Below are 24140 nucleotides of genomic sequence, written 5' to 3'. Positions count from 1 at the left end.
TATTTTTAACTATTATTATATTATTCAGTGCTTTAGAGAGACTTCTCAGAAAGCAACTTAACCCTATCGCATGTTACCTTGATTGTCAAAAGTTTTTCTAGGTGATTTATAGTTCTTACATTAGTGCTAAGAACCACTCTTCTAGGAACAATCCCTAGTTAAAGTCTGTATATAAATCATGCGCATATAGAGAATAAAATAGTGATGAGTGTTCGCCAGACCGACGGCGCATTCGGCTATTTTCCATCTTACACACTAGGTGCGATGTACGCGGCTCAGTTCATGGCTTCAATGAAGAAAACTGTTGATGTGAACTCTGTGATTGAAAGTGGTGATCTTTCACCTATCTTCACTTGGTTAGAATCAAATATTTGGAGCAAAGGCAGCTTGCTGACCACCGATGATTTAGTGAAAGGTGCAACCGGTGAGACTTTAAATGCGCAATACTTCAAAGATCATTTGAGAAGTCGTTACCTATAGTTTTCTATTAGACAGCAGAAAAACAAAGGCTGAGCAGATTATCTGACTCAGCCTTTTTACTGTTTAGAACTAGGTCATTTATCGCCAGTGAGCATACCGAAAAAGATCTGTCTCGATTCTGGAGTGTTATCTCTGTGCGTTTCGTATTTTACATGGGCGTTAACATCAACAGTTTTTGATAGCTTGATGCTCCATAGTGCTTTCATTTGATTCGGTACAATTGAATATCGGACGTCGATAATACGCAGCTCATCTGCTGGGTCCTGCGCAATGTAGCCATTAGAAAACCAGCGGAAGCGCTCAATGTCTTTGGCTTGTTGAGAATCAAGGTCAAGCCAAGGTAAATCCCTGCCAACGTTCAGCTTAGCGATCGACTCTCCGGGATACGTGCTTACCGATGTACCAACCCGCACTGCGTCTACGTGATAATGAGCCTCTGTTTCGTACACTACTTTCCAAACCAGAATGTTAGCAAAGCTCGGTTTTGCCTCTAATCGAATCGGCGTGTGTTGTCTTTCTTCCGCTAATTGCCACCCAATCGCCTCTGCCCTATCTCGCTGAATCATCCCTAATGTTGGGTAAACCAAAGCCCAAGTAAATGCGACACGCGCTAGCCAAGGCGCTCGTTTCAACGTTGCAAACACAAGTAAAATTAAGATGGGAAGCGTATAAACAGGATCGATTATTGATATGGTATTCCAAGCAAAACGCGCGTTGGTCAAAGGCCAAAGTAACTGCGTGCCATAAGTGGTACAAGCGTCTAACAGTGCATGAGTGCCATAACCCAGAGCACAAAACAGCCAGCTTTGTTTGAAAGAAAGCCCGCGCCTTTTTGCAATGAGATGATGCAGAGCCAAAGCACAGATCAAACTGCCAATGGGGATGAAAAAAAGTGAGTGGGTAAATTGTCGATGAAATTCCAAAGCCAACAAAGGGTCACTTTGAGACTTAATCAGTGCATCTAAATCTGGAGCCAATCCAGAGAGTAGACCTAATACCCCAGCGACAACCAAGTTCTGTTTTCTGCTTGCCGACTGTGACAAAGAAGCGCCTAATACGCCCTGCGTTAAAGGATCCATAAACCACTCATTGATAGCATTCCGTTGAATCAAACAAGATACATTTAGCTATAGCAGTGAATCGTTCATAACTAAACAGTTTTATCAATATACTCATGTACATAGCTGTATAAGCATAGACCGAGAGATAAAAAAGAGCAGTTATGAAACTGCCCTTTTCTAATTATTGGTAGTTGATCAACTTATTCGTTTTTGCTCCATATATTCATACTTGAGCGATCTTTTATTAACGAGAAACCATGCTTGCCGCGATAACCACCAACAATACTGAAAAGATTTTCTTAATCGTTGGAACCGGTAAATGGTTGGTTGCTTTTGCACCTAACGGAGCCGTAAACCAAGAAGTGCATACTATACCCAGCAACGCAGGTAGATAAACAAAACCAGCAAAACCGTCAGTTAAAGCAAAGTGGCTGCTGCCCGAACTGATATAGCCGATTGAACCAAATAACGCGATAACAATGCCACAAGCAGACGCACAACCGATGGCCTTTTTCATATCGACAGAGAAAAACGTCAACAGCGGAACCAGTAATGCACCACCACCAATGCCAATCATCGCAGACAAACCGCCCGTGATCGTTGTCAGGACGGTTAAGATGCCCTTATTTGGCAGTTTTCTTTCTTTAGGCGCGTCGTTTTTGCTGCTTAAGAACATCTTTATTGCGATAAGAACCACACTCACTGCAAACACAATACGAACAACTTTTTCTGGCAACAGAGCCGCCATAAAGCCACTAACCAGTGCACCCAGTGCAACACCGAGCATGATCCAAGGCGCCAGATCCCAAGGCACGTTTCCATTCTTGTGGTGAGCAAGCGCAGAAGAAGTAGAAGTAAATAGAATCGAGGCCAAGGAAGTCGCAATCGCAGCGACAACAACTTGATCGGACGGTAGAACTTCTAAATAAAGTAAAATGCTGCTTAACACCGGAACAATGATCAGCCCTCCGCCAATCCCTAACAAACCAGCTAGAAACCCAACACCACTGCCTAATAGTGCACAGTATAAAATCAACAACAGCAACTCACTCATTTCGTCCATCTCTTAATTAAATTAATCGTCTCAAATAACATACTTTTAATGTGGTTATATATCCATCATGCTAATTAATATAACTGACACCAGCTCAAATTTTCAAACATAATAGATCATGAATATTCCTCATGTTGAATGTGAAGTAATACCATTATTAATCACCCATTGAACAACGTATAAAAACCTTAAGCGATTAACTTTATATGAAATTAATTCTAATAAGCATTAATTTAAGACAGCATAGCCTTCGATTCTTAATCCGGTCACAAGCAAAAAATAAAAGCCGTTTTAATACTAAAGACCGAGAGAATCAGAAAAAAATTGGGATACTAAATCAGCATGAATAAAGAATTTAATTTTACGATTAAAAGCATTAGCCTCGACGAAAATTACCAACCAGCAGATAGCACGCGCATCACCACCAACTTTGCGAACTTAGCGAGAGGCGATAACCGCCAATCTAACTTACGCAACGCGCTACAGATGATTGACAACAGTTTCAACGCCTTAGCACATTGGGACAACCCAAAGGGCGACCGCTACTCTGTAGAGCTTGAAATCGTTTCTGTTGATATGGATATTGAGAGTAGTGGCGAAGCGTTTCCTTCAATTGAAGTGCTGAAAACAAACATTCTTGATCAAAAAACTGGCGAGAGAATAGAAGGTATTGTGGGAAATAACTTCTCTTCGTATGTTCGAGATTATGACTTTAGCGTACGTCTATTGGATCATAATAAAGGCCAAGATAAATTCAGCATTCCAGAAGATTTTGGGGATTTACACGGCAAGCTTTTTAAATATTTCGTTAACTCTGACGCTTACAAAAAGAACTTTAATAAACCACCTGTTATATGCTTAAGCGTATCAGATAATAAAACCTATTACCGCACTGAAAACCAACACCCAGTATTAGGTTTTGAATACCAACCGAATGAGTCTTCTTTAACTGAGCAATATTTCAAGAAGATGGGCTTACAAGTTCGTTATTTCATGCCACCAAATAATGTTGCTCCTCTGGCTTTCTATTTCTTTGGTGATCTACTTAACGATTACTCCAACCTAGAACTTATCAGCACCATCAGCACTATGGGTACGTTCCAGAAAATCTACCGTCCTGAGATTTACAACGCGAACGCGGTTGCGGGCAACTGTTACCAACCAAACTTGAAAAACTTGGACCACTCGCTAACTCAAATCGTGTATGACCGAGAAGAGCGCAGCAAACTCGCAATAGAGCAAGGTAAGTTCGCTGAAGAAAATTTCATTAAGCCATACCAATCAGTTCTAGAGAACTGGTCTGCAAATTACGCACTTTAGTCCCACCTGAATTAGGCAGTATTAAATATGAAAACACTATTACCGACTTCAACAGCGGGCAGTTTGCCGAAACCGTCTTGGCTTGCACAACCAGAGACGCTTTGGTCGCCATGGAAACTGCAAGGCGATGAACTAACAGACGGCAAACAAGATGCGCTGCGTGTCTCCCTGCACGAGCAGCAGCAAGCAGGCATTGATATTGTGAGCGACGGCGAACAAACACGTCAGCACTTTGTAACGACCTTCATCGAACACTTGAATGGCGTTGATTTTGAAAAGCGTGAAACCGTTAAAATCCGCAACCGTTATGATGCGAGTGTGCCTACAGTAGTTGGCCCAGTTTCTCGTCAGAAGTCCGTTTTTGTCGAGGATGCTAAATTTTTACGTCAGCAAACGGACCAACCAATTAAATGGGCTCTGCCGGGGCCGATGACTATGATAGATACGCTTTACGATGCGCATTACAAAAGCCGTGAAAAGCTCGCGTGGGAATTTGCGAAGATCCTCAACGAAGAAGCGAAAGAGCTAGAAGCTGCAGGCGTTGATATTATTCAGTTCGATGAACCTGCGTTTAACGTATTTTTTGATGAAGTGAATGATTGGGGCATCGCTTGTTTAGAAAGAGCTATTGAAGGGCTTAAGTGCGAAACAGCAGTACATATTTGTTATGGCTACGGCATTAAAGCAAATACGGATTGGAAAAAGACATTAGGCACAGAGTGGCGCCAATACGAAGAGGTATTTCCTAAGCTGCAGCAATCGAATATCGATATTATCTCTTTAGAGTGTCACAACTCTCATGTGCCTCTTGAGCTACTTGAGCTGGTTCGAGGCAAGAAAGTAATGGTCGGTGCGATTGATGTGGCTACCGATTCCATTGAAACACCAGAAGAAGTAGCGAGCACTCTACGAGAAACACTTAAGTACGTTGATGCAGACAAGCTCTACCCTTGCACTAACTGCGGTATGGCTCCCCTACCTCGTGAAATTGCCTCAGCGAAGCTTAATGCGCTAAGTGCCGGCGCAGAGATTGTACGTAAAGAGCTTTCAGCGTAACGACTTTTTAACTAAATAAGCTATGCCTTTAAGCCTAAGTATCACATTGATGCTTAGGTTTTTTGTCATGTGAGTTAACGAGCTTTAGACTCGGCCGTTTACCAGGTTTTATCTAGGTCTTGAGCATACAAAGAGATCGCTCGTTGGCACTCTTTGATTGCTTCGCTATTCGTCGTGGAAACTAAAAGCTCAAGTAACAGCGATATCGCCTGTTGCTCTTGCCTTGGTTGTCGTAAGACCACGCAATCTGCAAATGTGCTTTCGCTGCATAGTTTTCATCAGTGAGTAGCGTTGCCAATAAGTCACGAGACTCTTGATACATTTTTCTTTTCGCAATTCGATTGCTTGTTTGATAATGGTGTCCATAACTCTCCCTGACGCTTTAGCGCTGCGCTATTCGTTCATTTCTTCGAACATCTGTTTGTAAGATTGAGTTTGCAGTGCTGATTGAGTCAGCCCGAACTTACTGGCTAACAACTCAAGCTCACTTTTATAAACAGACAACTTAGATTCATCGTCCGTCATGATCGCAAATTCGGCAAACTCACCAATACCCGCAAGAGAATCGACCGTGATGTGGAACTCTCCAACAAAGTAAATACTGCGAGTTTTCTGCGCTTCAAGAATCACTTCGTAACCCAAGTTATCAAGCATACTCTTAGCATTCGACGCATCGGTGATGTTTGTCGCTTCGCATCGGTCAGACTCTGGGCCTTTTACAATCCATAGTTTGATGCCCGACGGTTCCATAGTACGAATGCACAAACTCTTGTTTTGAGCTTGTAAGCTTCTGTCTGGGCTATCGAAATACCAATCGCACTCAAAGTTATCTTGGAGCATCATTTCATGGGGAATAAGATTCAATGTCTTCAAAAACTCTGATTTAGAATCGAGACGATACTTAAGCTCTACTTCGTATTTACCCTGGAAATGGTCGTTAGTCATAAATTAGCTCGGTGCAAAAAAAGGGATAGTAGCACACCAACAGAACCTGAAATACAAACTGGCGCACAACACGAACTAAAGAAGTGGAACTATGCACGACATGCTAATACACGCTTCCATTCATCTTGGTTCATTGCCCCTTTAGGAAGGTAAATATTGCGTTTTTGCATCGCGCCTTTCGTGTATGAAAGCTTAATAACAGACCCGATACCAAAGGAAGAATATTTCCCTGTAACTTGATATCGCAAGCGTGACCATCGAAACAGACATGATTATTCGAGATTTCAAAAGAGCGATTGCGAAACTGAAAATACGAATAAGTGAGCTATCTTTGATGCTGATGTGATTGTAGTTCGATCTGTTGGCTATTGAGCCAACTACACTAAAACTTGGCGAGTGTTCCTGATGAAATAATGCACCTGACGTTCAATTTTTAAATCGACCATTTCTACTGGACGACACCCATTTGGACATGCCATACGAGGTGTTGTGCCAAACAATCGACATATTAGTGGCCTTTCTTCATACACTTCGCAACCATTAGGCCCTAAATGCACACAATTATATTCATTTAAGGCAGCTTCATGCTCTGCGTCAGATTTGACTGGTAGTCGCGACATTTCTTCAGATGAAGTCGTTACAGGCCCACAGCAATCATGGCAGCCTTTAACGCATTCAAATGCTGGAATACTCTCACGAAGGTATGCAATTATTTCTCTATTATTGTCCATCAATATCTTCTTCTCATGTAATGCGCGACCATTATAGAGCAATACATAATTCGCTAGAAGTTGAGAATTAACCTAAATCTAAGAACCCGAAGTCATAGAACCATCAGCTGAAGAAGCGGGTGGGCGCAAAGCAAACATAATAAGCACGGGAGGCCACGTCGGTTCAGTGATTTAGCTATCACGATTGCGTTCATGGCGAAGAGAGTTTTTTCTATGCCACTGAGAGCGCTGCAAGGATTTATCGACTCGAAATTTAGACTTACCAATGTTCCATTAAGTTGTCCAAATTACACCAGCATCAGTCGTAGAACCAAGCAGGTTGAGGTCTCATTTAAGACTAAAATGAGAGGAGCAATATATGCACCGAATGATTACGTCTTTCAAAGACAAACTCCTTCAGAAAGCTTCCTTCGGTACATATAATTTCAAGCGACTGACATAAATGACTAGCGCAAGAAACTAACGTAAATGGCTAACGCAAGAGACTAACGTAAGAAACTAGCGTAAGCGTCTTAACACAACCTGTTGGTCAAGCTCATTCTGATAGTCCGTGTAATCAAGCCCTTGATCAAATATGTACTCAGTGACAAGAGTGCGAATGCATTCAACCAACGTGCTTGCTTGCCAAGGCTTCTCAAAGTAACGGTCGATGCCTGCAGCATTAATCGCATTGATGGTATCGGTATGAGTGGCCTGCCCCGTAAGAAGAATTTTCTTTGTATTCGGAAAGCGGCTGTCATGGAACACGTCAGTGAGTAACTCCACACCCGTTTTCCCTGGCATCACGTGATCAGACACGATGACGGTAATGTGTTCGCCTTCTGCGTCAAGTTCATCAATGAGATCAAGCACTTCTTGCGCTGATTCACAATCTTCAATATTCAGCCAACTCGCCAGCGGCTCTAAATCTTGTACCACTGCGCTCAGTACTTCTCTCTGGTCATCGACACAGATTAAATTAAGCTTCTCCATGTTCACCCTCTATTGGTAACTTGATTCTAAATACCGTTTTAGAAGCATCACTTTTCACAATAATACTTCCGCCATAACCCGCCACAATCCGCTTAACTATTGATAAACCCAAGCCCAATCCAAACGATAAACCACCTTTTTTAGTGGTGAAGTTGGGCTGAAATACCTTTCTACGAGTTCCCTCGTCTATCTCAGGGCCGTTATTCGCAATCGTAACTAATATTCTTTTCTTACTTAATCTGGTTTGAATTTCTATTGCAGCATCGTCTGAATTCGACATTGCATCACAAGCATTCTTTACAATGTTGACCCAAATCTGAACGAGCTCTGTTTTCGAGCCTTTAAAAGTCGGCAAATCTGCAGGGCTCAATCGCACAGACACTCTACGTAACTCACTTTGTAACAACGATAAGGCATGGTTAATGGAGTCATTAATATCCACCGCTTCTTCGGTGTCAATATCAACTCTGCCAAGTTGTTTAACCGATTTTACGATGCCAACGGTGTGTTTAGATGCCAAACGTAAATCATGTAAATCACAGCCCATCTGCCAAAAACGAATCGCTTCTTCTGGGTTTTTCAGCCAATGTTTTGAAATAATGTCTGTTGCAGATGAAGCGTCAATTGGAATCGCCTTCGCAAGAGAGCGAGCAATGTTTTTGTCTAAGCCATATTTTCTTTCAAATTGTCGCCCACGTGTTCGCGCTTCTGACGACGACGTTTTCTGACCATGCATTAACCCAAAATCGAAAAATTGACTGGCTTCTGGATGCACTTCTTCAAGTAGCTCCATGATGACCGTTTCAAGTCGACCAGATTTACTATTTACTACACCAATAGCGTTGTTAAGCTCATGGGCAATCCCTGCAGCCAATTGACCCAAGGTCGTAATTTGCTCAGCAGTATGTAACTTCTCTAGCGCTTTTTGTTTCGCTATCGCTTCTTGTGTTGCACGGCGTTGACGACGCGACAACTCATTGACAATCACAGGTGTAAACTGTGCGGTAAGAGGGCCAAATTTACGTTCATCTTCTGCCGGCGTGTCTTTATCGATCCACGCTAACTCAACATCGGTTTTAGCAACAACCGTTGAAGATGCTGTCCAATTACCTGAAAAGAAGCTATGAACACCTATAAAAGCCCCACGACCTGCGCTAAATACTCGCACTTGCGGTGTATTCGCATCGGTATAAAACCCTTCCAGTTCTCCACTAAACACATAATATAAACGAGTGTTTAACGCTGATTGTTCAATAATGGTGTTACCGGCACGGCACGTCACCCGACGTTCTGTCTGATTAAAATAACGATCGATAAGTGCTTCTAGCTTTTGTTGATACACGTATCGTTATCCTATGTGACCAATTGAATGTAGCACCCACACCATAACAAAACTCAGTAGCACACCAACCACACCCAAAATAATACCGATTCTGGCCATTTGATTACTTTGCACATGACCAGTGGCATGAGCCAACGCATTCGGTGGCGTACTGATTGGCAGCGACATACCTAATGAAGCGGCAAAAGTCACAACCAGAATTAACGTTAACTCACCACCTAGTGGCGTGAGTGAGGCCATAGACGACCCTAATGCAGCCATAATTGGCATTAACAAGTTAGCCGTTGCGGTATGAGACATAAAGTTTGCCATTACCAAACACAAGAACGCTGCTCCGAACAACACCACATATGGTGAGTAAGCATCAAACGGAATGCTGTGTACCACGAGCCTTGCTAAGCCAGTTTTATCGAGAGCTAAACCAAGCGCAATACCACCTGATACAAGCCACAATACGTCCCAAGAAATCTTTTTCAGGTCTTCTTTATTGATGATCCCTGTAAGTGAGAACACAGCGACAGGAATCAGAGCGACGGTATAAGAGTTCATGCCATGGCTTGAGCCCATTAACCAAAGAATGATGGTCAGCGCAAAAGTGACGTATACCGCAATGGCTTTGGGCGTTTTAAGGAATTTGCCTTTGATGCTTAGCTCGATTTTCTTTTGGTCAGCTTTGTACATAAAGCCGATTAAAAACCACGCTAACGCCATCATAATAACGACAAACGGCACACCAAATGCCATCCATTCGCCGAACGTAATGAGGTTATCACCAACTAAATATTTAAGTGCGATAGCGTTCGGCGGGGTACCGATTGGGGTACCAATGCCACCGATGTTAGCGGCAACAGGGATACAAAGCGCAAACGCTATACGACCGGGGTCTTTCGGGCCAAACACAGCCAGCACCGGCGTTAAAATAGATAGCATCATTGCCGTTGTTGCTGTGTTAGACATAAACATCGAAAAGATACCAGTGATCAGCATTAAGCCGAGCATCACAAACTTCGGGTCTTGTCCAAATGGCTTCAATAATACACGGGCTAAGTTTACGTCTAATCGATACTTAGTGGCGGCCATCGCTAAGAAAAAACCGCCCAAAAATAGCATGATGATTGGGCTGGCGAATGTCGCCATGATGTCGCTGTATTTTAACAACTCACCAAAATGTTCCTGCCCATGCTCAAACCTTAAAAAGATCAGCCCTTTATCCGACAACATCAACAATTGCAGAACGATAATAACAACAGACGTCGCGTAGATCGGGATGGGCTCGAACACCCAGCACAATGCCGCTAATAAAAAGATCGCGATAACGCGTTGTTGAATAATCGTAAGGCCTTCAAATGGAAATGCTGATAGCGGCATTACGAGGATAATGAAAGGAATTAAAATAGGGATAATGTATTTAATATAGGGGCGCATAGCACAAAAACTCTTCCTGAGATAACAACTACTTAGAAATTAGATTTAAAGTTCTAATTTAGATCCGACAACGAATTATCGACCTCTTATCACTATCTCACTATCGGCTAGATCAATGATTACGTAATCGCGATATCCCCTTTTTCGATTTTGTGCGCTACCTCTATGTTTGTATGTCATTTATTGTTGCAATTAAATTCAGGAAAGTGGTTTCTACGTTTCTAATCATAATCCGTTCAAGTTATTCTGGGAATTTTCAAAACAGATCTGTAACTTAAAGTCATGTCCGAAAAATCGGGGGCCACTTCTGATAAAAACGTTGAACAAGCTCACTGGGGAAATTATGAGGGGATCCGTCAGCGCCTTGTTAAGGGGGAAAACGTAATGCCGATACCTCGTTTGAATGTTACTTACAATAAACCACGCTGTATAACACATTACTTGGGAGCTATTTTCGCCCCATAATACGAACAATTCTTAAGAAGAGATTGATGATGTCCATATAGAGTGCTGCTGCACTATCAACCGCATTATCTAAGGTTTTTGGTATTCGATTTGCACGCCCCCAATCATAACCTATGTACCCGCAGAATATGATGACGACCGCCCAATCCAACCACTCTTGATGGATACCAAGCACAAATACCTGGAAGAGTTCAACGACAATAACTGCTATTAATGAAATCGCTAGCACTCCAGAAATTCTCTGGAAAAAAGCAGGGAATATTGTACCTAGCAACATCATGATGCCTGTCACTAAGCCTGTCACCTTAATAGCATCGAGAACCAGAGATGGAGAATAGTTAGATACGACCATATTTATAATAAGTCCAAAAGGGACAACTACGAAATTGTAACCAACAAAACTAACCAGTGGGTTTGATGACTTGCTAAACAGATAGATTCCGAAGAAGCAACTTGTGAAGTAACCTATAAAAAATATCCAAGGGTTAAACGCAGTGATAGATTCGACAGGTATACTCGATACCATTAGCCAATTTACCCAAAAACCCCAACAAAGAACGGCTCCGATGGTAAGGTTATATAACCTTGAGCTTATTTCTTTTTCACCGGTATTCTTTCGTTCAAAAACATTGGATTCCATCATCTCTAATTATCCTTTCTCAATTAACAGAACATCTTACCCAAATGGCGCAAACAATTAACGTTATCAAACACCCCATACTCTGTTCTAAAAATACCAAACAGCATGCATCAATTTAATTGACACCTTGATTACAGCAATAAAGTAAAACCTTCTTTTTCAAATTGCTTCTTCACTTCTTTAATTGCAATAGGCGCTACTCGCTTGCCCCAAGCTTGGCCTATGCTAAAGCTCTCTTGGACAATGTTAGGCATTATTTTTATGCTCTTTTTCCCCAGTGATGTCTCATAGAAAGCAATAAGCTCTTCGATTTCTTGATTGGTGTAATACTTGTGATAAATGGGAGTCATCATTTTGAAGAATCCATTTTTACCTCTTAGTTGCTCTTCAACCACAGAATTAACAGTTCTTTCAATTATTTCAAATTTCTCTTTGGGTATATCAGGGTTATTTTTTGATACGATTACAACCAACTGACTAGTCATCGTTTGAGACATCTGTAATCCAAGGTCAATTGAGCCGGTCATCTCGATGAGCTTAATAATATTATTGTACTTTTCTTCGGTAAGGGGCTGCTCACTAGCATAAATAATTGACGAGAAGAACAGTACACAGACGTAAATTACCTTTCTCATTGTAACCCTTTTAATTTTCATTAAACATAACTATATGAATGCCAAACTTTGCAAAATGATAATCAATCGTAAATTAAAAACTCAATACGGTAAGTGAATATTTTAGGTTGACAAATTTTCCCCTCAAGATAGTCACCAACCATAAAATTTTCTTTTAGAATAAGAATTAATTCAGTTAATTATCATGCAAACCTTACACGACCCTCCTTATAAATAACAAGAGGTTATATAAATTTAATTATGATCAACCACTAAAATCCAACATTATCCTGCCCAATAATAGGTTATTTACAAAAAACTAAATAACATATCTAGCAATACGTATTAAAAACCTTCATATTGATAGAAAACATAACAAAAAAACCTAAAACAACCTTTGTTGTCAATTTTGTTATTTATTTAAATTTGGATAACTAGCTTGTTGCATAAGGATATTTGAGGCGTGAAATAGAAAATACTGAGTTCAAATAAGGCCACTAATCTCATATATTTACGATAAATAACAAACTTATATTTTATAAAAAACAATTTGATCAATAAGAATTTTTGTAAACTTTGAATTACATACCATAAAATTCAATCTCCTCGATAAACTTGTCAGAAATCCAAATGCTCTTCCAATCTTGATTCGCAATGCATGGCATTAGCGTGTTGCATATAGACTTCCTATAAAGCCGTTGGGAAGAAGGAGTTTATATTAAAATCAGGAACGAAAAATGAACCAACAACGTCAACTAAGCTGGAAAATAGCAGCTATTCTAGGTACATCTTTTGGCTTTACTGCACACGCTGCAGAAATGGTCAGAGTCGATAATGATGCATTACTACAACAAAGTCTCGCCGCTCAGTCGAAGAGTGTTGCCCCACTAGAATTAGGTTTTTCTGAAGTAAAACGGGTGGTATTGCCCAATGGGAAAACGAAAGTCCGCTATCAACAAACTCACCGAGGTTTACCCGTCTTTGATACCTCAGTTGTCGCCACCCTTTCCAAGAACCAACCCACTCAAGTGTTCGGTTCCATGGCACAAGGGATCAGTGGAGACCTATCCAGCATCGCACCAAAGCTGAATCAAGAGCAAGCGATAGAAGCCGCACTGTCCGCTCACCGCACGTTTACCGTCGGCAAAAAGTCGATTGAAAATAAAAACGCGAAACTGATGGTGAGACTGGATGAGAACCAAGTCGCTCAAGTGGTGTATCTGGTCGATTTCTTTATCGCGTCTTCTATGCCAGAGCGCCCTTTCTACTTTATTGATGCCACGACTGGCGATGTGCTCCAAAAATGGAATGGGCTAAACCACGCTAAAGCATTAGGTACTGGCCCAGGTGGCAACCTCAAAACCACTCGATATGAATATGGCAGTGACTTCCCTAGCTTTCCCATCGACAAAACAGGCACAACTTGTAAGTTAGAAAATGAATCAGTTAAGACAGTCGATTTGAGGAACGGAACGTCTGGCAGTTCAGCCTACAGCTACAACTGTGCCGACGGAACCAACTACACCGATCATAAATACATCAACGGGGCTTACTCGCCTCTTAACGATGCGCACTACTTCGGTAATGTCGTGTTTGATATGTACAAAGAGTGGATGAATACGTCGCCGTTAACTTTCCAACTGACGATGCGAGTTCATTACGACACAGATTATGAAAATGCCTTTTGGAATGGCTCATCCATGACATTTGGGGATGGCAAAAACACCTTTTATCCACTGGTCGATATCAACGTAAGTGCTCACGAGGTTAGCCACGGGTTCACCGAGCAAAACTCCGGTTTGGTGTACCAAAACATGTCAGGTGGCATTAACGAAGCGTTCTCCGATATTGCGGGCGAAGCGGCTGAATACTATCTGCGTGGGAACGTGGATTGGGTGGTCGGTAGCGATATCTTCAAATCAGAAGGTGGCTTGCGTTACTTTGATCAACCTTCAAAAGATGGTCGATCGATTGATCATGCCTCTCAATACTACGATGGTTTGAACGTTCACTTATCTAGCGGTGTTTACAACCGTGCCTTTTACCTTTTAGCGAATAAGTCTGGCTGGGATGTGCGTAAGGGTTTCGAGATCTTCACAGTCGCAAACCAATTGTATTGGACGGCAAACAGTACCTTTGACGCTGGTGCTTGTGGTGTTGCGAAAGCCGCAGCAGACATGGGCTATGTGGTTGCCGATGTTGAAGATGCCTTTAACACGGTAGGCGTGAACGGGAGCTGTGGTTCAACGCCACCAACTGGCAATGTATTAACGAAAGGCACACCGATTGCGAACCTAAGCGGGAATCAATCTTCAGAGAGCTTCTACACGTTCACCGTTGATTCTGCATCAAGCGCAACGGTTTCAATGTCTGGTGGTTCAGGTGATGCCGACCTTTATGTGAAATCAGGCAGTAAGCCGACAACCTCAAGCTACGATTGTCGACCTTATCGTGCTGGAAACAACGAGCAATGTAGTGTGAGCGCTCAGCCGGGTATCACCTACCATGTGTTACTGCGCGGATACTCGAACTATTCTGGCCTAACGTTACGTTTAGATTGAGTTAGAGCGAGTCTCTCAAACAAGTTGAAAATAGAGAGCTAGCGGTTAACCACGAAATAAAAACCTACTCACTTTGAGTAGGTTTTTTCATGAAATACCATAGTAGTTAATAATATTGTAAATTATTTACTGATACGTTTATTAATTTATAAATATCTAGGTTGCTTAGGTATTGTTTTATAAAAACAGTTTAAATTGAGATCCTGTGCTGCACAACGAAACAAAAATAACTGACTAACTTTTGAACACATTCACGTTACTGATAGGTTAATCCTTATAGGGTAAATGCTCTATTAATGATAAAAATTAAAATAAGGATTATTTATGAGACCATTTATTTCTATCAGTATGGTGCTTGCAACGACAGTGGTTGGCTTCCAGTCCTATGCAAACAATATCGACACAGTAAACTCACGCTCTCTTTCGGAGAACGCCTCAGCACAAAAGCAATCTTTGGCGTTACAAATCAGCGAGCGTTATTCCGATCTTGAGCTTTCCCTAAAGGCTCAAATTTCAGAAAAGAACTTGTCCACGCCTGTCGATAAATTGAGCTCTACTCAGCCTTACTCTGCATTTTCAAGCAGGATGCAGAAAGCGGACCTTGGTTATCGCAAGATGAAAGGGATCAACAACTTCAGCGACTCTGTGTTAGAAATTCGCATGGCCGATGAAGCGATGATTGAAGCCTGGAAGAACGGCGAAAGCCCATTATTTGCGTTTGAACCATCAGGTGATGATTCGAATTGGCAATACATTGAAGCGTATGACGTGTACGGACAGGTTCATGAACTAGATGTGTACCAAATGCCAGACGTCCCAGTGTTTGTCGTTGATAGCAACGGTGCCGAAGAGCTCAAAGCAGGCTTAATGGCAATGCAGGCTGAAATGCAGAAGCTGGGTACAACAACACAAATTAATTCAGGCTCCAAAAACACAAGCAGCAACAGTGAAAGCCGTAGCACTAAGACACAAACATTTATTGGTAAGGCTACGCGCTCCATGGCTATGTCAGAACCTGAGCCGTTGAATACCACTCAGTTAAAAAAGATTCGTTTGGCTGTAGACCAAGAACCATGGATCTCTGGCAAAGCTGAAATCTACGCCATTGTGACAGGGGTCGATTCAAGCCGCTTAGAGCCACAAATAGATCTAGTAGAAATGCCTTATCTGGACTACGACAAACAGACGTACTACCCAAATCAAACGGTCATTTTCTGGCCTCGCTACCGCTGGGGCGCTGCAGATATGATCTTAATGGAGCACGATGATGGAACAGACTATAAAGCGCTAGCAAAGCTCTTGGTTCAAGCCGCAGAAGAGATACTGAAGATGATTCCTGATCCAGAAGTTCAGGGTTATGCGATCATCCCTCAGATCACAGGCAAGATTATCGATGTGATTCCTGATGGTGTATTAGTGAATGATGATGACTTTGTGGACGTGTACTACACCTTAATGCAAAACACCTCTTATGTTGATCACCCTGGTGCCGGCGGAAATGCAGTAGCTTCGTTCGCCCCGCTGACTATCTCTCCTACAGAGTAGTTGGTACTTTCTTGATTAGGGCCTTCTCGTTTAGGGCTCGGCCACACAAGCCCTAACGCTTCGTTATTCGAGATGACTCAGCGTATATACCTTGTGTAAATAAACTTCAGGTATATACGCTTTTATCGCTTTAGGCTTTAGAGAGCATACAGAGAGGACTAATTATAGGGAGTAATCAAACACGATGATGTCGTCTAACAACGGACGAAATACATCTTTCAGCGCATCATGTTCTGGGTGTGGAAGATAGTTCTGACGCCCCTTTTCATCCGTAAACGTCATTAAAACTGAATGGGTATAACCTTGGTTCTTATTCTCTGGGCTATCATTTAACCCCCACTCTACTGAAGTTACCCCGTCAACCTTGTTTGGCATCGCTTCAAACAGCATCTTTAGTTTTTGAACCTCTGAAGCCTCTGCGTTTTCTTTAAACTTAATCAGTAAAATATGACGAATCATTCCTGTTTCTTTTTGAGTCATTCCTAGTCCTTTTCGAATCGTTCGTTTGTAACGCTTAGCCTTAACTAGCACGAGTAACGGTGTGAAGTTAGAGAAAAACAAAATGCCACACGTGACACAACATGCCAAGGCTGACCACTAGAGTTTATAAAATACTCAAAATCCCGACACAAAAAAATGCTGCACTCAAGAGCACAGCATTTCTCATGAAAATAATAGGCACAGTTCTAACGTTAATCTCGACGACCTGTAAGCTGGATCGTTTGGTCTTGATCAACACTCTTGTGGAATTTTATTCCGCCATTATTGGCGTCATTTCTTCCTTCAAGTACTGGCTCAGATTCCACACGCTCAACCTTTACTTGATTACCTTCGATTCTCGTCATATCGAGAGTACTCGCATAAGTACCGTCAGCCGCAAAAGCCGTGTTCATTGATAAAGCCATCAATCCAAGTGTGATTAACTTGTTCATACATCACCTCGCTGTATTTTTAGTTCTTTGTTCGTTTGGTATCTGTTTTTTGTTGAAGTAACTTTAACAATCGAACATGAGCCATTCGAGGAAAAGCAAGATTTACCAAATGGAAAATCAAGGGATTAGCGAAGTTTTGACGCTGTGCTGTCTTATCAGTTTTTCACTACTAATATGATATTAGAGTCATATGATTTCTGTACGCCTAACGCACAGAGATTGCTGCTTATAAAGGAATCATTTGGAGAACCTGTGGACATCAATCTAGATATTCAAAATATCCTCGTCATCAAGCGTATGTATGAACTTCGCAATGTTGGACTGGTTGCGGATTCGCTAGGAAAAACCTCTGGGGCGATCAGCAAGAACCTCTCAAAGTTAAAGTTGCAGCTCGACGATCCACTGTTCATTCAAACCAAAAACGGGTTTGAACCCACGACTTTTATTGAAAATAACATCGAAAATTTTGAGCAAATACTAAGCAGTGTCGAAGCGATAAAACACCAAGCCTTCTGCCCTGAGTCTTATAGAGGTGATATCACCATCTACGCTAACACGCTCTTTTGGGAGCGCTACGGATCCAAACTTTACCTAACGCTTGCTAAAGAAGCACCCAATGCGCATTACTCATTCGTAAGGTGGGGAACCAATGTCAAAAACAGAATCATTGACGGTGAAAAAGCTATTGCTGTTCACTACTTTGATGACAGCCTCCCTCAGTCCATTTCACAAATGGAGATCGGAAAAGGACAAGTCGTATTCTTTGTGAGAGAAGACCATAAAGCACAAAGCTTTGAATCACTCGCCAACTATCCAATCATTCTATTTAAAACGCCGGGTTGGAATGACAATAAATACCCTATTCTCGATCGCCTTCGAAATATCGGATTTCATGTTATTCCAAAAGTGGAAGCTGATCACCCAGCAATGATCCACGATATTGTATTGAAGTCCGACTATTTTGGTATGACTCTAAACGGCACCGTACCCGAAGGCTGTAGAAGTATTGATTTACCGGAAAAGCTCATTATCGACGTCAGCTATGTCATGAGTTGTCGTCGTTCACAAAAAGACGCGCCATTGAACAAGTGGCTTTTTGATACGCTTAACTCAGTATTAAAGTAACCATAAACTTAGCGATTTAGGTTGATTTGTTAAGAGTAACTCAACAACAAGAAAAGGCTCCCACGGGAGCCTTTGTATTGGTGACTATTCGCTCGTTTTTCTAAGCTTCTTCGAGCTCTAGCTTACTATTTTTTATAGATTGTTTAGTACTTGTTTCAACCTCTTTTAGGCGGGCAGTAAAGTGCCTTAACACTGGTGGCTCATAAGTAAAATCAAGCCCCTTAACTTGCCCTGCATTCTCTTTCACTTTTTCAAACGCTTCGATGATGAAGTCCATATGAGTTTGCGTGTAGGTCGCTCTAGGAATTGTCAGACGCAATAACTCAGCAGGACACGGATGTTGTTCTCCCGTAGTCGGATCACGGCCTTGCAATAGAGAACCAATCTCAACAGCTCTAATGCCTGCTACTTTGTACAGTTCACACGCCAAAGCATGTGCGGGGAACTGACCAGCCGGGATGTGTGGAAGCAATTTACCTGCGTCGACAAATGCAGCATGACCACCCGCTTGTTGGCAGACTATGCCTATAGCTTCTAAGCCATCGACCAAGTATTGAACCTGACCGATGCGATACTCCAACCAATCTTGACGCATGCCGTCATAAAGGCCGACCGCAAGGCGCTCCATCGCACCACCCTCTAAGCCACCATAAGTTGGGAAGCCCTCTTGCACGACACACAAGGTTCGACACTCTGTGTACACATCCATGAAAGAGTCGTCTTTAAAGCACAACAACCCGCCCATCTGTACCATCGCGTCTTTCTTAGCTGACATGGCTAAGCCATCCGCGTATTTGTATGACTCACGAGTGATTTGTTCGATAGTCCAATCTTGATAACCGACTTCACGTTGCTGAATGAAATAAGCATTTTCAGCGTAACGTGCAGAATCCATAATCACAGGAATGCCGTACTTCTGAGCTATTTCATACACAGCTTTCAGGTTGGCAATAGATACTGGTTGTCCACCAGCCGAATTGCATGTAATCGTGCTCACGATATAAGGAACATTGGCAGCGCCCGCCTCTAAGATCGCCTCTTCCAATTTAACAACATCGAAGTTGCCTTTGAAATCCGCGTTCACTGAAGTATCAAATGCTTCTTTGGTATAAACGTTCCTCGCGACACAACAATTCACTTGAGTATGACCTTGCGTGGTATCGAAAAAGTAGTTAGACAAGGCGACCATTTTGCTACGGTCGAGGCCTTTTTCCATTTCACGCTTCTTAATAAGAACAGGAATATAGATCTGCTCTGCACCGCGTCCTTGGTGTGTAGGAATAGTCAGCTCATAGCCGAAGATATCCTTTACTGCATCCGCCAACGCATAGTAACTGCGGCTGCCACTGTAGGCTTCATCGCCCATTAACATCGCCGCTTGCATACGTTGTGTTATAGAACCGGTGCCACTGTCGGTCAGCAAATCGATAAATACATCGTCACTGTCAAGTAGAAATGGGTTCATGCCCGCTTCGACAATGGCTTGTTCACGATAGGCGCGAGTTGTTCTTTTTACTGGCTCTACAACGCGAATACGAAACGGTTCTGGTAGATGTTTGAAGTTTTCCATAATAGTCCCATTCAACAAATTCAACTTATAAGAAGAAAGCCAAATTCATTATTTTTAGATGTCACGAGTCATCACTATTAATTTAATTTCACGCACAACCATTCTCGTGATAATTACAATAATAATTAATAGCTATAAATATATTATTTAATCAATACGTATTGATTAGGTTCCAATTAATAATTAACTAGAGATAAAGAGTTGTATGCACAAAAGCAAAAATAGCTGACGCATAAACTACGACATTTCTTAAAGAAAAAATTAACAGGATTGGCAAAACTCAAGGGCTCTGCTGGCGCGTGACGCCTAGAGGGTACTACTCTGAAGAAAGGTGAAAAGAGAGCTGGTGGTCTAAAGTATACCAAGCTAACAAGGTCAGCCATGTTGTTGATTGCCATTTCAGATACAAGTTCACAATATATCCCTACGTTGAAATCAAGATGAAACGAAATTTAAATATAGTGCAATGGTTTTATAAATAAAGCTTGGATAAGTATAAATGTGATCAATATTTAGAATGACAATTAAATCTGATAGCGTGTTATGTAAACTTCGAATACCAGAGGTTCATAGACTATTAAACTAGTTCAACGAGATACTTAATAATAGCAGCTATTTTTTAAATTTAATGCTTCGCTAATATAGAACGAAGATCTAGAACACTAAGTTCTGATGAGAACTAAACCTCACCAGAACAACATTATAGAAACTATCGAGGACTACTTTTTTCTTAACAGCTTGCTTAATGGCCATTTCAGCGAGCTTTGGTGTCGCCGCTTTCAAAACACTTGGTGTGACCTTCTTACCAGCGTTCACTACTTTGTTCAGTTGGCCTTTAACCGACGTTCCCCGTTTCATTGCCTCCAAACGTTGGCGGTTTCTTTGCACATTATTAGCATCAGCTATGCCTTCGATTACCATCTGCTTGAGTGCTTCTAAACCAAAAATCGTCTTTTCTGGCGCAATAGCGAGCGGTAACACGATATCAGACTGCAGCAATATATGGTTGTATTCGAGTGCTTGAGCAATGATCTTCGCTTTGGGCGATGTTGGATTACCCAAATCATAAGGCGGCTGCCACTCATCAACAGGCTTTAATCGATCGACCTGATTCACAACCGATACAACGATTGGCTTCTTACGTGAGATGTTTTTAGGATCGTCATAGAAAGCATCAAACTTGCCCTTCAATTGCTTATCCAGTTCACGAGCCGATTGATTGGCTTTAAGAACCCAAAGTACAACATCGGCTTGGGTCATCTCTTTAAGCATCAGAGCTTCGGTTTTGGCATTGCCATCCAGCCCTTGAAGATCAACAACTCTAACATCATTGTCATCGACAAACGCGTTGTATACGGTTGAAGTGTCGGTTGATGGCAGTACATCCACTTCAGCTACCAACTCTTGCTTAAGCGCATTAATCAGTGAGGATTTCCCAGAGCTTGTTTGCCCTACTAGAACAATTCTTACTGGCTCTAATTCTGGTGCAAAGCGCTGTTCATCTATTTCAGAAACATCCGACGCTCTTAGTGCTTCATCTTCAATGCTAAAACGTCCACTATAGAGATCAATCGCCACAGCGGCCACCTCATCTAACAAGGCTTGCTTGGCAGCATATTGCATGTCCTCAACCACACCTCTTGTCATTGAAGAAGTCGCCTGTTCACGGCCTAAATCCGAAATGACTTTCAGGGGGTTCAAATACAGGTTTTTAAGATGATTACCCCAAATGGCAGCTTTAATGATCTTATGTCCTAGCTCGCCATATTTGTCATAGGCTTCGTAGCCCGCTTTGATATAGGAAACCTTGAGATATTCAATACCTGGTATATGTTCTCGCACCACCAACTTATAGCGTCGGCTCACCTCTTCGAACAGCTTCAGTCCTTCTGGAATAGAGAAGTCGAGTGATTTCTTGTCAAACTTCGTGGCGACAAACTCAAGAACTTCTAAACCGGTTTGGTCTAGATTGCCCCACTCTATGTCGATCATTAATTGTTGCCGCACGTGGAGTTTCGATTCATTCCAGATCGACAGCTCTTTTTGAGACCAATCAATAGAAGCTTTAACAAGCGCATCGTCGATGTCAGTCTTCTTAAGCAATGATTCTACTTGAGGTTCATCATCGCTCTCTTTATTCAAAGAAGAATCGCTATAGGTCGATTTGTGCGAAGAGCGACTAGAAATGTATAGAGGAACAGAGAATAGTAAAGTACTCACCGCAATCGCAATGGACATTTCCAGTAGGTAACCATATTTAATCGCCAAGAAGAGACCAAAACCCATCATGATAATGCTTGGGAAGATAGCCGAAATCAGGGTAATGCCCCAGCGGCCACTCGATAGCACCGCCAGTAATCGAAATAGGTTTCTAATTTTCTTCATAGCCCGACGCCGCCTTTCCTTTTTTCAGGGATTCTTTGTAGATCTTCTGCATCTCTTGTTCAGAGACTTCTTCACCTTTGTTCTTATGATAGAAGTAAAAACACGCCGCGCGACCTAAACCATAAGAAGTGCCGAAACTCATTGCCGCTGCAGCAACCGCGCCCACAGTTTGACCATAAACTGGAATCAGCTTTATCAACTGTCGAGTGCCCAGTTTCATTCCGTATTGCAAAGCGAAGCTGCTTCCCAGAGTTCCTATCAATTCACTAAAGACTCTCTTATTCCATTCGACCCCATATTGATTGGCCAAGCTATGAAGCATTTTCGCTTGAATCGCAGGCACAGACACCAAACCAACACCTGGAATCAGGTCACTCGCGGCAGCGCTTCCTGCATACCAAAGCACTTCGTTTTCGACTTGATCAAAATTCGCTTCTTCTTGAGTCGAGTGTTCTTTGTCTATCACCATCATCCCTATCACAGGGAGTATTGTCGTCAACTGTTCTATCAGGGTGTCATAGTTATAGATGGGACTGCTGTTATAAATAGAGCCGTCATCAGTTTCAAAATCGACGGCCACCGAAGAACAGTCCTTACCCCAAACCTTTTCAACTTGATTGGTGTTGAATCGAATTTGCCTTGTGCGATCGGTCTCTTTAGAGGACAGCACAGCAGTATGAACGAGAAGTAAATGCTCAATCTTCTTCTGCTTTTTAACCTGTTTCAGGGCAGAAAGCACAGATGATTGTTCGGGTTCATCGGCTTTCATCACTACGACTAGCGCATTGCCCGCTTGACCAATCTCTTCTAAATCTTCTTTAGGATCATAATCGGCCTCTCCCAAACCACGAGTATCAAGAAACCGCATTACTGGCTTGTCTTGAGGAAATTCATATGACATTGCAGTCATCGTGCAAGGAGCAAAACCGTTACCCACCTCAACGGAAGAATTGCCAGTCACGGCTTGAATGAACGATGATTTTCCAGCCCCCGTTTTGCCCAAAAGCCACAGCGTCGGTAGATGTTTACGCTGATACTCCTGAGCCTGAGTGAGATCTGGATTCTTACTGGGATTGATGAAATCTTTTATTTGATCAAACATGGTTAAGCTAACGCTCACTTGATAATGAAATTCGAGTTGATGACAATGCAATACTGACTTATATAATCACAAATCCTATTAGACTTATGTTTGTTCAGTCGCACTGGTTTACAATACCTAAACACTTGTTTTTATGTGTGCGCTTTTTCAAGAACGTGTATCACCACATTGATTCACGTATCGAACGAACAACAAATACAGAGAAGTAAAAGGTAAGTATGGAACAAATTTATTTAGCGGGTGGCTGCTTATGGGGTGTACAAGAGTTTATTAAGTACGTTCCTGGAGTCATCAGCACCGAAGCTGGCCGTGCCAATGGCACTTCTCGAATAACGCAAAATGATAACACCCCAAATACCTATGATGGTTACGCTGAATGCGTACAAATCGATTTTGACCCGAGTATCACGTCGGTAACGATTCTGATGAAGCACCTGTTTGAGATTATTGACCCATACAGCGTGAACAAACAAGGCATCGATGTAGGAGAAAAGTATCGTACTGGCATTTACAGTCTCAACGATGGACATCTTGCCGAAGCCAAGCGCTATATTGCGTCGCGTGATGATGCAGACCGAATAGCTCTAGAGATACTGCCTTTAATACATTATGTCGCCAGTGACGACATCCACCAAAACCACCTAAGTCAATTCCCAGAAGATCATCATTTGTGTCACATCCCTTGGGATCTGCTGCATAAGTATAAATCACAGTAGTCACGACGTAAGATTGAGATGGTCACGACCTAAGATCGATAAAACCTCAACAGATATTACCCGTTGAGGCTTTTTAGATGTTAACGGCTAATACAGCTA

At 42.1% G+C, this 24140-nt stretch carries 19 protein-coding genes and 5 pseudogenes; 8 read left to right on the top strand and 16 right to left on the bottom strand.

Features of this window, described 5'->3' with window-relative positions; genetic code table 11:
• Nucleotides 1-216: 216 nt before the first annotated feature.
• Nucleotides 217-480: pseudogene (locus IQO02_RS12415) on the top strand (carboxypeptidase M32); the annotation flags it as partial.
• Nucleotides 481-554: 74 nt separating this feature from the next.
• On the opposite strand, the gene IQO02_RS12410 reads toward IQO02_RS12415, so the two are convergent.
• Nucleotides 555-1559, bottom strand: coding sequence for a metal-dependent hydrolase (locus IQO02_RS12410; protein ID WP_016791265.1), 1005 nt, complete (start codon nt 1557-1559; stop codon nt 555-557).
• A 226-nt stretch (nt 1560-1785) separates the two neighbouring features.
• Complete coding sequence (locus tag IQO02_RS12405) at nt 1786-2595, bottom strand: sulfite exporter TauE/SafE family protein (protein WP_016783918.1); 810 nt, start codon at nt 2593-2595, stop codon at nt 1786-1788.
• 342 nt (nt 2596-2937) lie between these two features.
• Here IQO02_RS12405 and IQO02_RS12400 point away from each other — a divergent pair, with 342 nt between their 5' ends.
• Both IQO02_RS12400 and IQO02_RS12395 read left to right on the top strand, forming a co-directional pair.
• On the top strand, nt 2938-3915 hold the full coding sequence (locus IQO02_RS12400) for a DUF1852 domain-containing protein (protein WP_010438459.1): 978 nt from the start codon (nt 2938-2940) through the stop codon (nt 3913-3915).
• 27 nt (nt 3916-3942) lie between these two features.
• Entirely contained in the window at nt 3943-4971 is a 1029-nt protein-coding gene (locus tag IQO02_RS12395; protein ID WP_010438456.1) for a methionine synthase, read from the top strand.
• Nucleotides 4972-5069: 98 nt separating this feature from the next.
• On the opposite strand, the pseudogene IQO02_RS22460 reads toward IQO02_RS12395, so the two are convergent.
• The 4 genes and pseudogenes from IQO02_RS22460 to IQO02_RS12380 all read right to left on the bottom strand — a co-directional run bounded on the left by IQO02_RS22460 (nt 5070) and on the right by IQO02_RS12380 (nt 6647).
• Nucleotides 5070-5337 (bottom strand): annotated as a pseudogene (locus IQO02_RS22460) (hypothetical protein).
• Nucleotides 5338-5364: 27 nt separating this feature from the next.
• Complete coding sequence (cyaB, locus tag IQO02_RS12385) at nt 5365-5916, bottom strand: class IV adenylate cyclase (protein WP_016791263.1); 552 nt, start codon at nt 5914-5916, stop codon at nt 5365-5367.
• Nucleotides 5917-6005: 89 nt separating this feature from the next.
• Nucleotides 6006-6229: pseudogene (locus tag IQO02_RS22180) on the bottom strand (hypothetical protein); the annotation flags it as partial.
• Between the two features lie 64 nt (nt 6230-6293).
• Nucleotides 6294-6647 carry a YkgJ family cysteine cluster protein gene (locus IQO02_RS12380; protein ID WP_010438450.1) on the bottom strand — a complete coding sequence of 118 codons (354 nt, stop codon included), beginning with the start codon at nt 6645-6647 and terminating at the stop codon, nt 6294-6296.
• A 120-nt stretch (nt 6648-6767) separates the two neighbouring features.
• On the opposite strand from IQO02_RS12380, the pseudogene IQO02_RS12375 reads away from it, so the two are divergent.
• A pseudogene (locus IQO02_RS12375) lies at nt 6768-7004 on the top strand (transposase); the annotation flags it as partial.
• A gap of 141 nt (nt 7005-7145) precedes the next feature.
• Here the strand turns inward: IQO02_RS12375 and IQO02_RS12370 are convergent.
• The 5 genes from IQO02_RS12370 to IQO02_RS12350 form a co-directional block, all read right to left on the bottom strand.
• A complete protein-coding gene (locus IQO02_RS12370) occupies nt 7146-7619 on the bottom strand; it encodes a response regulator (RefSeq protein WP_010438444.1) in 474 nt (157 codons plus the stop codon).
• Nucleotides 7606-8961 (bottom strand): ATP-binding protein, encoded by a 1356-nt coding sequence (locus IQO02_RS12365; RefSeq protein ID WP_016791262.1) that lies wholly within the window; start codon nt 8959-8961, stop codon nt 7606-7608. Before IQO02_RS12365 ends, IQO02_RS12370 begins: the two co-directional genes overlap by 14 nt.
• Nucleotides 8962-8967: 6 nt before the next feature.
• Nucleotides 8968-10386, bottom strand: a complete 1419-nt coding sequence (locus tag IQO02_RS12360; protein ID WP_004733551.1) for an SLC13 family permease — start codon at nt 10384-10386, stop codon at nt 8968-8970.
• Between the two features lie 448 nt (nt 10387-10834).
• The gene (locus IQO02_RS12355) at nt 10835-11494 is read right to left on the bottom strand and encodes a Bax inhibitor-1 family protein (RefSeq protein WP_010438436.1); all 660 of its coding nucleotides are present in this window, start codon (nt 11492-11494) and stop codon (nt 10835-10837) included.
• A gap of 128 nt (nt 11495-11622) precedes the next feature.
• Nucleotides 11623-12147, bottom strand: a complete 525-nt coding sequence (locus IQO02_RS12350) for a DUF2059 domain-containing protein (protein ID WP_010438433.1) — start codon at nt 12145-12147, stop codon at nt 11623-11625.
• Nucleotides 12148-12842: 695 nt separating this feature from the next.
• Here IQO02_RS12350 and IQO02_RS12345 point away from each other — a divergent pair.
• Nucleotides 12843-14666 carry a M4 family metallopeptidase gene (locus tag IQO02_RS12345; protein ID WP_016791261.1) on the top strand — a complete coding sequence of 608 codons (1824 nt, stop codon included), beginning with the start codon at nt 12843-12845 and terminating at the stop codon, nt 14664-14666.
• Nucleotides 14667-14990: 324 nt separating this feature from the next.
• Nucleotides 14991-16211, top strand: a complete 1221-nt coding sequence (locus tag IQO02_RS12340) for a DUF3103 domain-containing protein (protein ID WP_016791260.1) — start codon at nt 14991-14993, stop codon at nt 16209-16211.
• Between the two features lie 162 nt (nt 16212-16373).
• Here the strand turns inward: IQO02_RS12340 and IQO02_RS12335 are convergent, their stop codons facing one another.
• Nucleotides 16374-16691 carry a Dabb family protein gene (locus tag IQO02_RS12335; RefSeq protein WP_016767095.1) on the bottom strand — a complete coding sequence of 106 codons (318 nt, stop codon included), beginning with the start codon at nt 16689-16691 and terminating at the stop codon, nt 16374-16376.
• A 212-nt stretch (nt 16692-16903) separates the two neighbouring features.
• Nucleotides 16904-17143 carry a hypothetical protein gene (locus tag IQO02_RS12330; protein WP_010438426.1) on the bottom strand — a complete coding sequence of 80 codons (240 nt, stop codon included), beginning with the start codon at nt 17141-17143 and terminating at the stop codon, nt 16904-16906.
• A gap of 252 nt (nt 17144-17395) precedes the next feature.
• Between IQO02_RS12330 and IQO02_RS12325 the strand changes: the two genes are divergently transcribed.
• Nucleotides 17396-18268, top strand: coding sequence for a LysR family transcriptional regulator (locus IQO02_RS12325; RefSeq protein ID WP_016768227.1), 873 nt, complete (start codon nt 17396-17398; stop codon nt 18266-18268).
• Nucleotides 18269-18368: 100 nt separating this feature from the next.
• Here the strand turns inward: IQO02_RS12325 and tnaA are convergent, their stop codons facing one another.
• The 3 genes and pseudogenes from tnaA to IQO02_RS12310 form a co-directional block, all read right to left on the bottom strand.
• Nucleotides 18369-19838, bottom strand: a complete 1470-nt coding sequence (gene tnaA, locus IQO02_RS12320) for a tryptophanase (protein WP_193838548.1) — start codon at nt 19836-19838, stop codon at nt 18369-18371.
• 723 nt (nt 19839-20561) lie between these two features.
• Nucleotides 20562-22223 (bottom strand): annotated as a pseudogene (locus IQO02_RS12315) (GTPase family protein); the annotation flags it as partial.
• Complete coding sequence (locus IQO02_RS12310) at nt 22210-23325, bottom strand: YcjF family protein (RefSeq protein WP_102282559.1); 1116 nt, start codon at nt 23323-23325, stop codon at nt 22210-22212. The pseudogene IQO02_RS12315 and the gene IQO02_RS12310, both read right to left, overlap by 14 nt.
• Nucleotides 23326-23543: 218 nt before the next feature.
• Between IQO02_RS12310 and IQO02_RS12305 the strand changes: the two genes are divergently transcribed.
• A complete protein-coding gene (locus IQO02_RS12305) occupies nt 23544-24041 on the top strand; it encodes a peptide-methionine (S)-S-oxide reductase (RefSeq protein ID WP_016768629.1) in 498 nt (165 codons plus the stop codon).
• The last annotated feature ends 99 nt before the right edge of the window (nt 24042-24140 follow it).

This window comes from Vibrio sp. OPT24 (assembly GCF_015163545.1).
GTDB classification, from domain to species: Bacteria; Pseudomonadota; Gammaproteobacteria; order Enterobacterales; family Vibrionaceae; genus Vibrio; species Vibrio cyclitrophicus.
The sequence above is the reverse complement of the archived record's forward strand: the minus strand, read 5'-3'. Positions and strand labels throughout refer to the sequence as shown.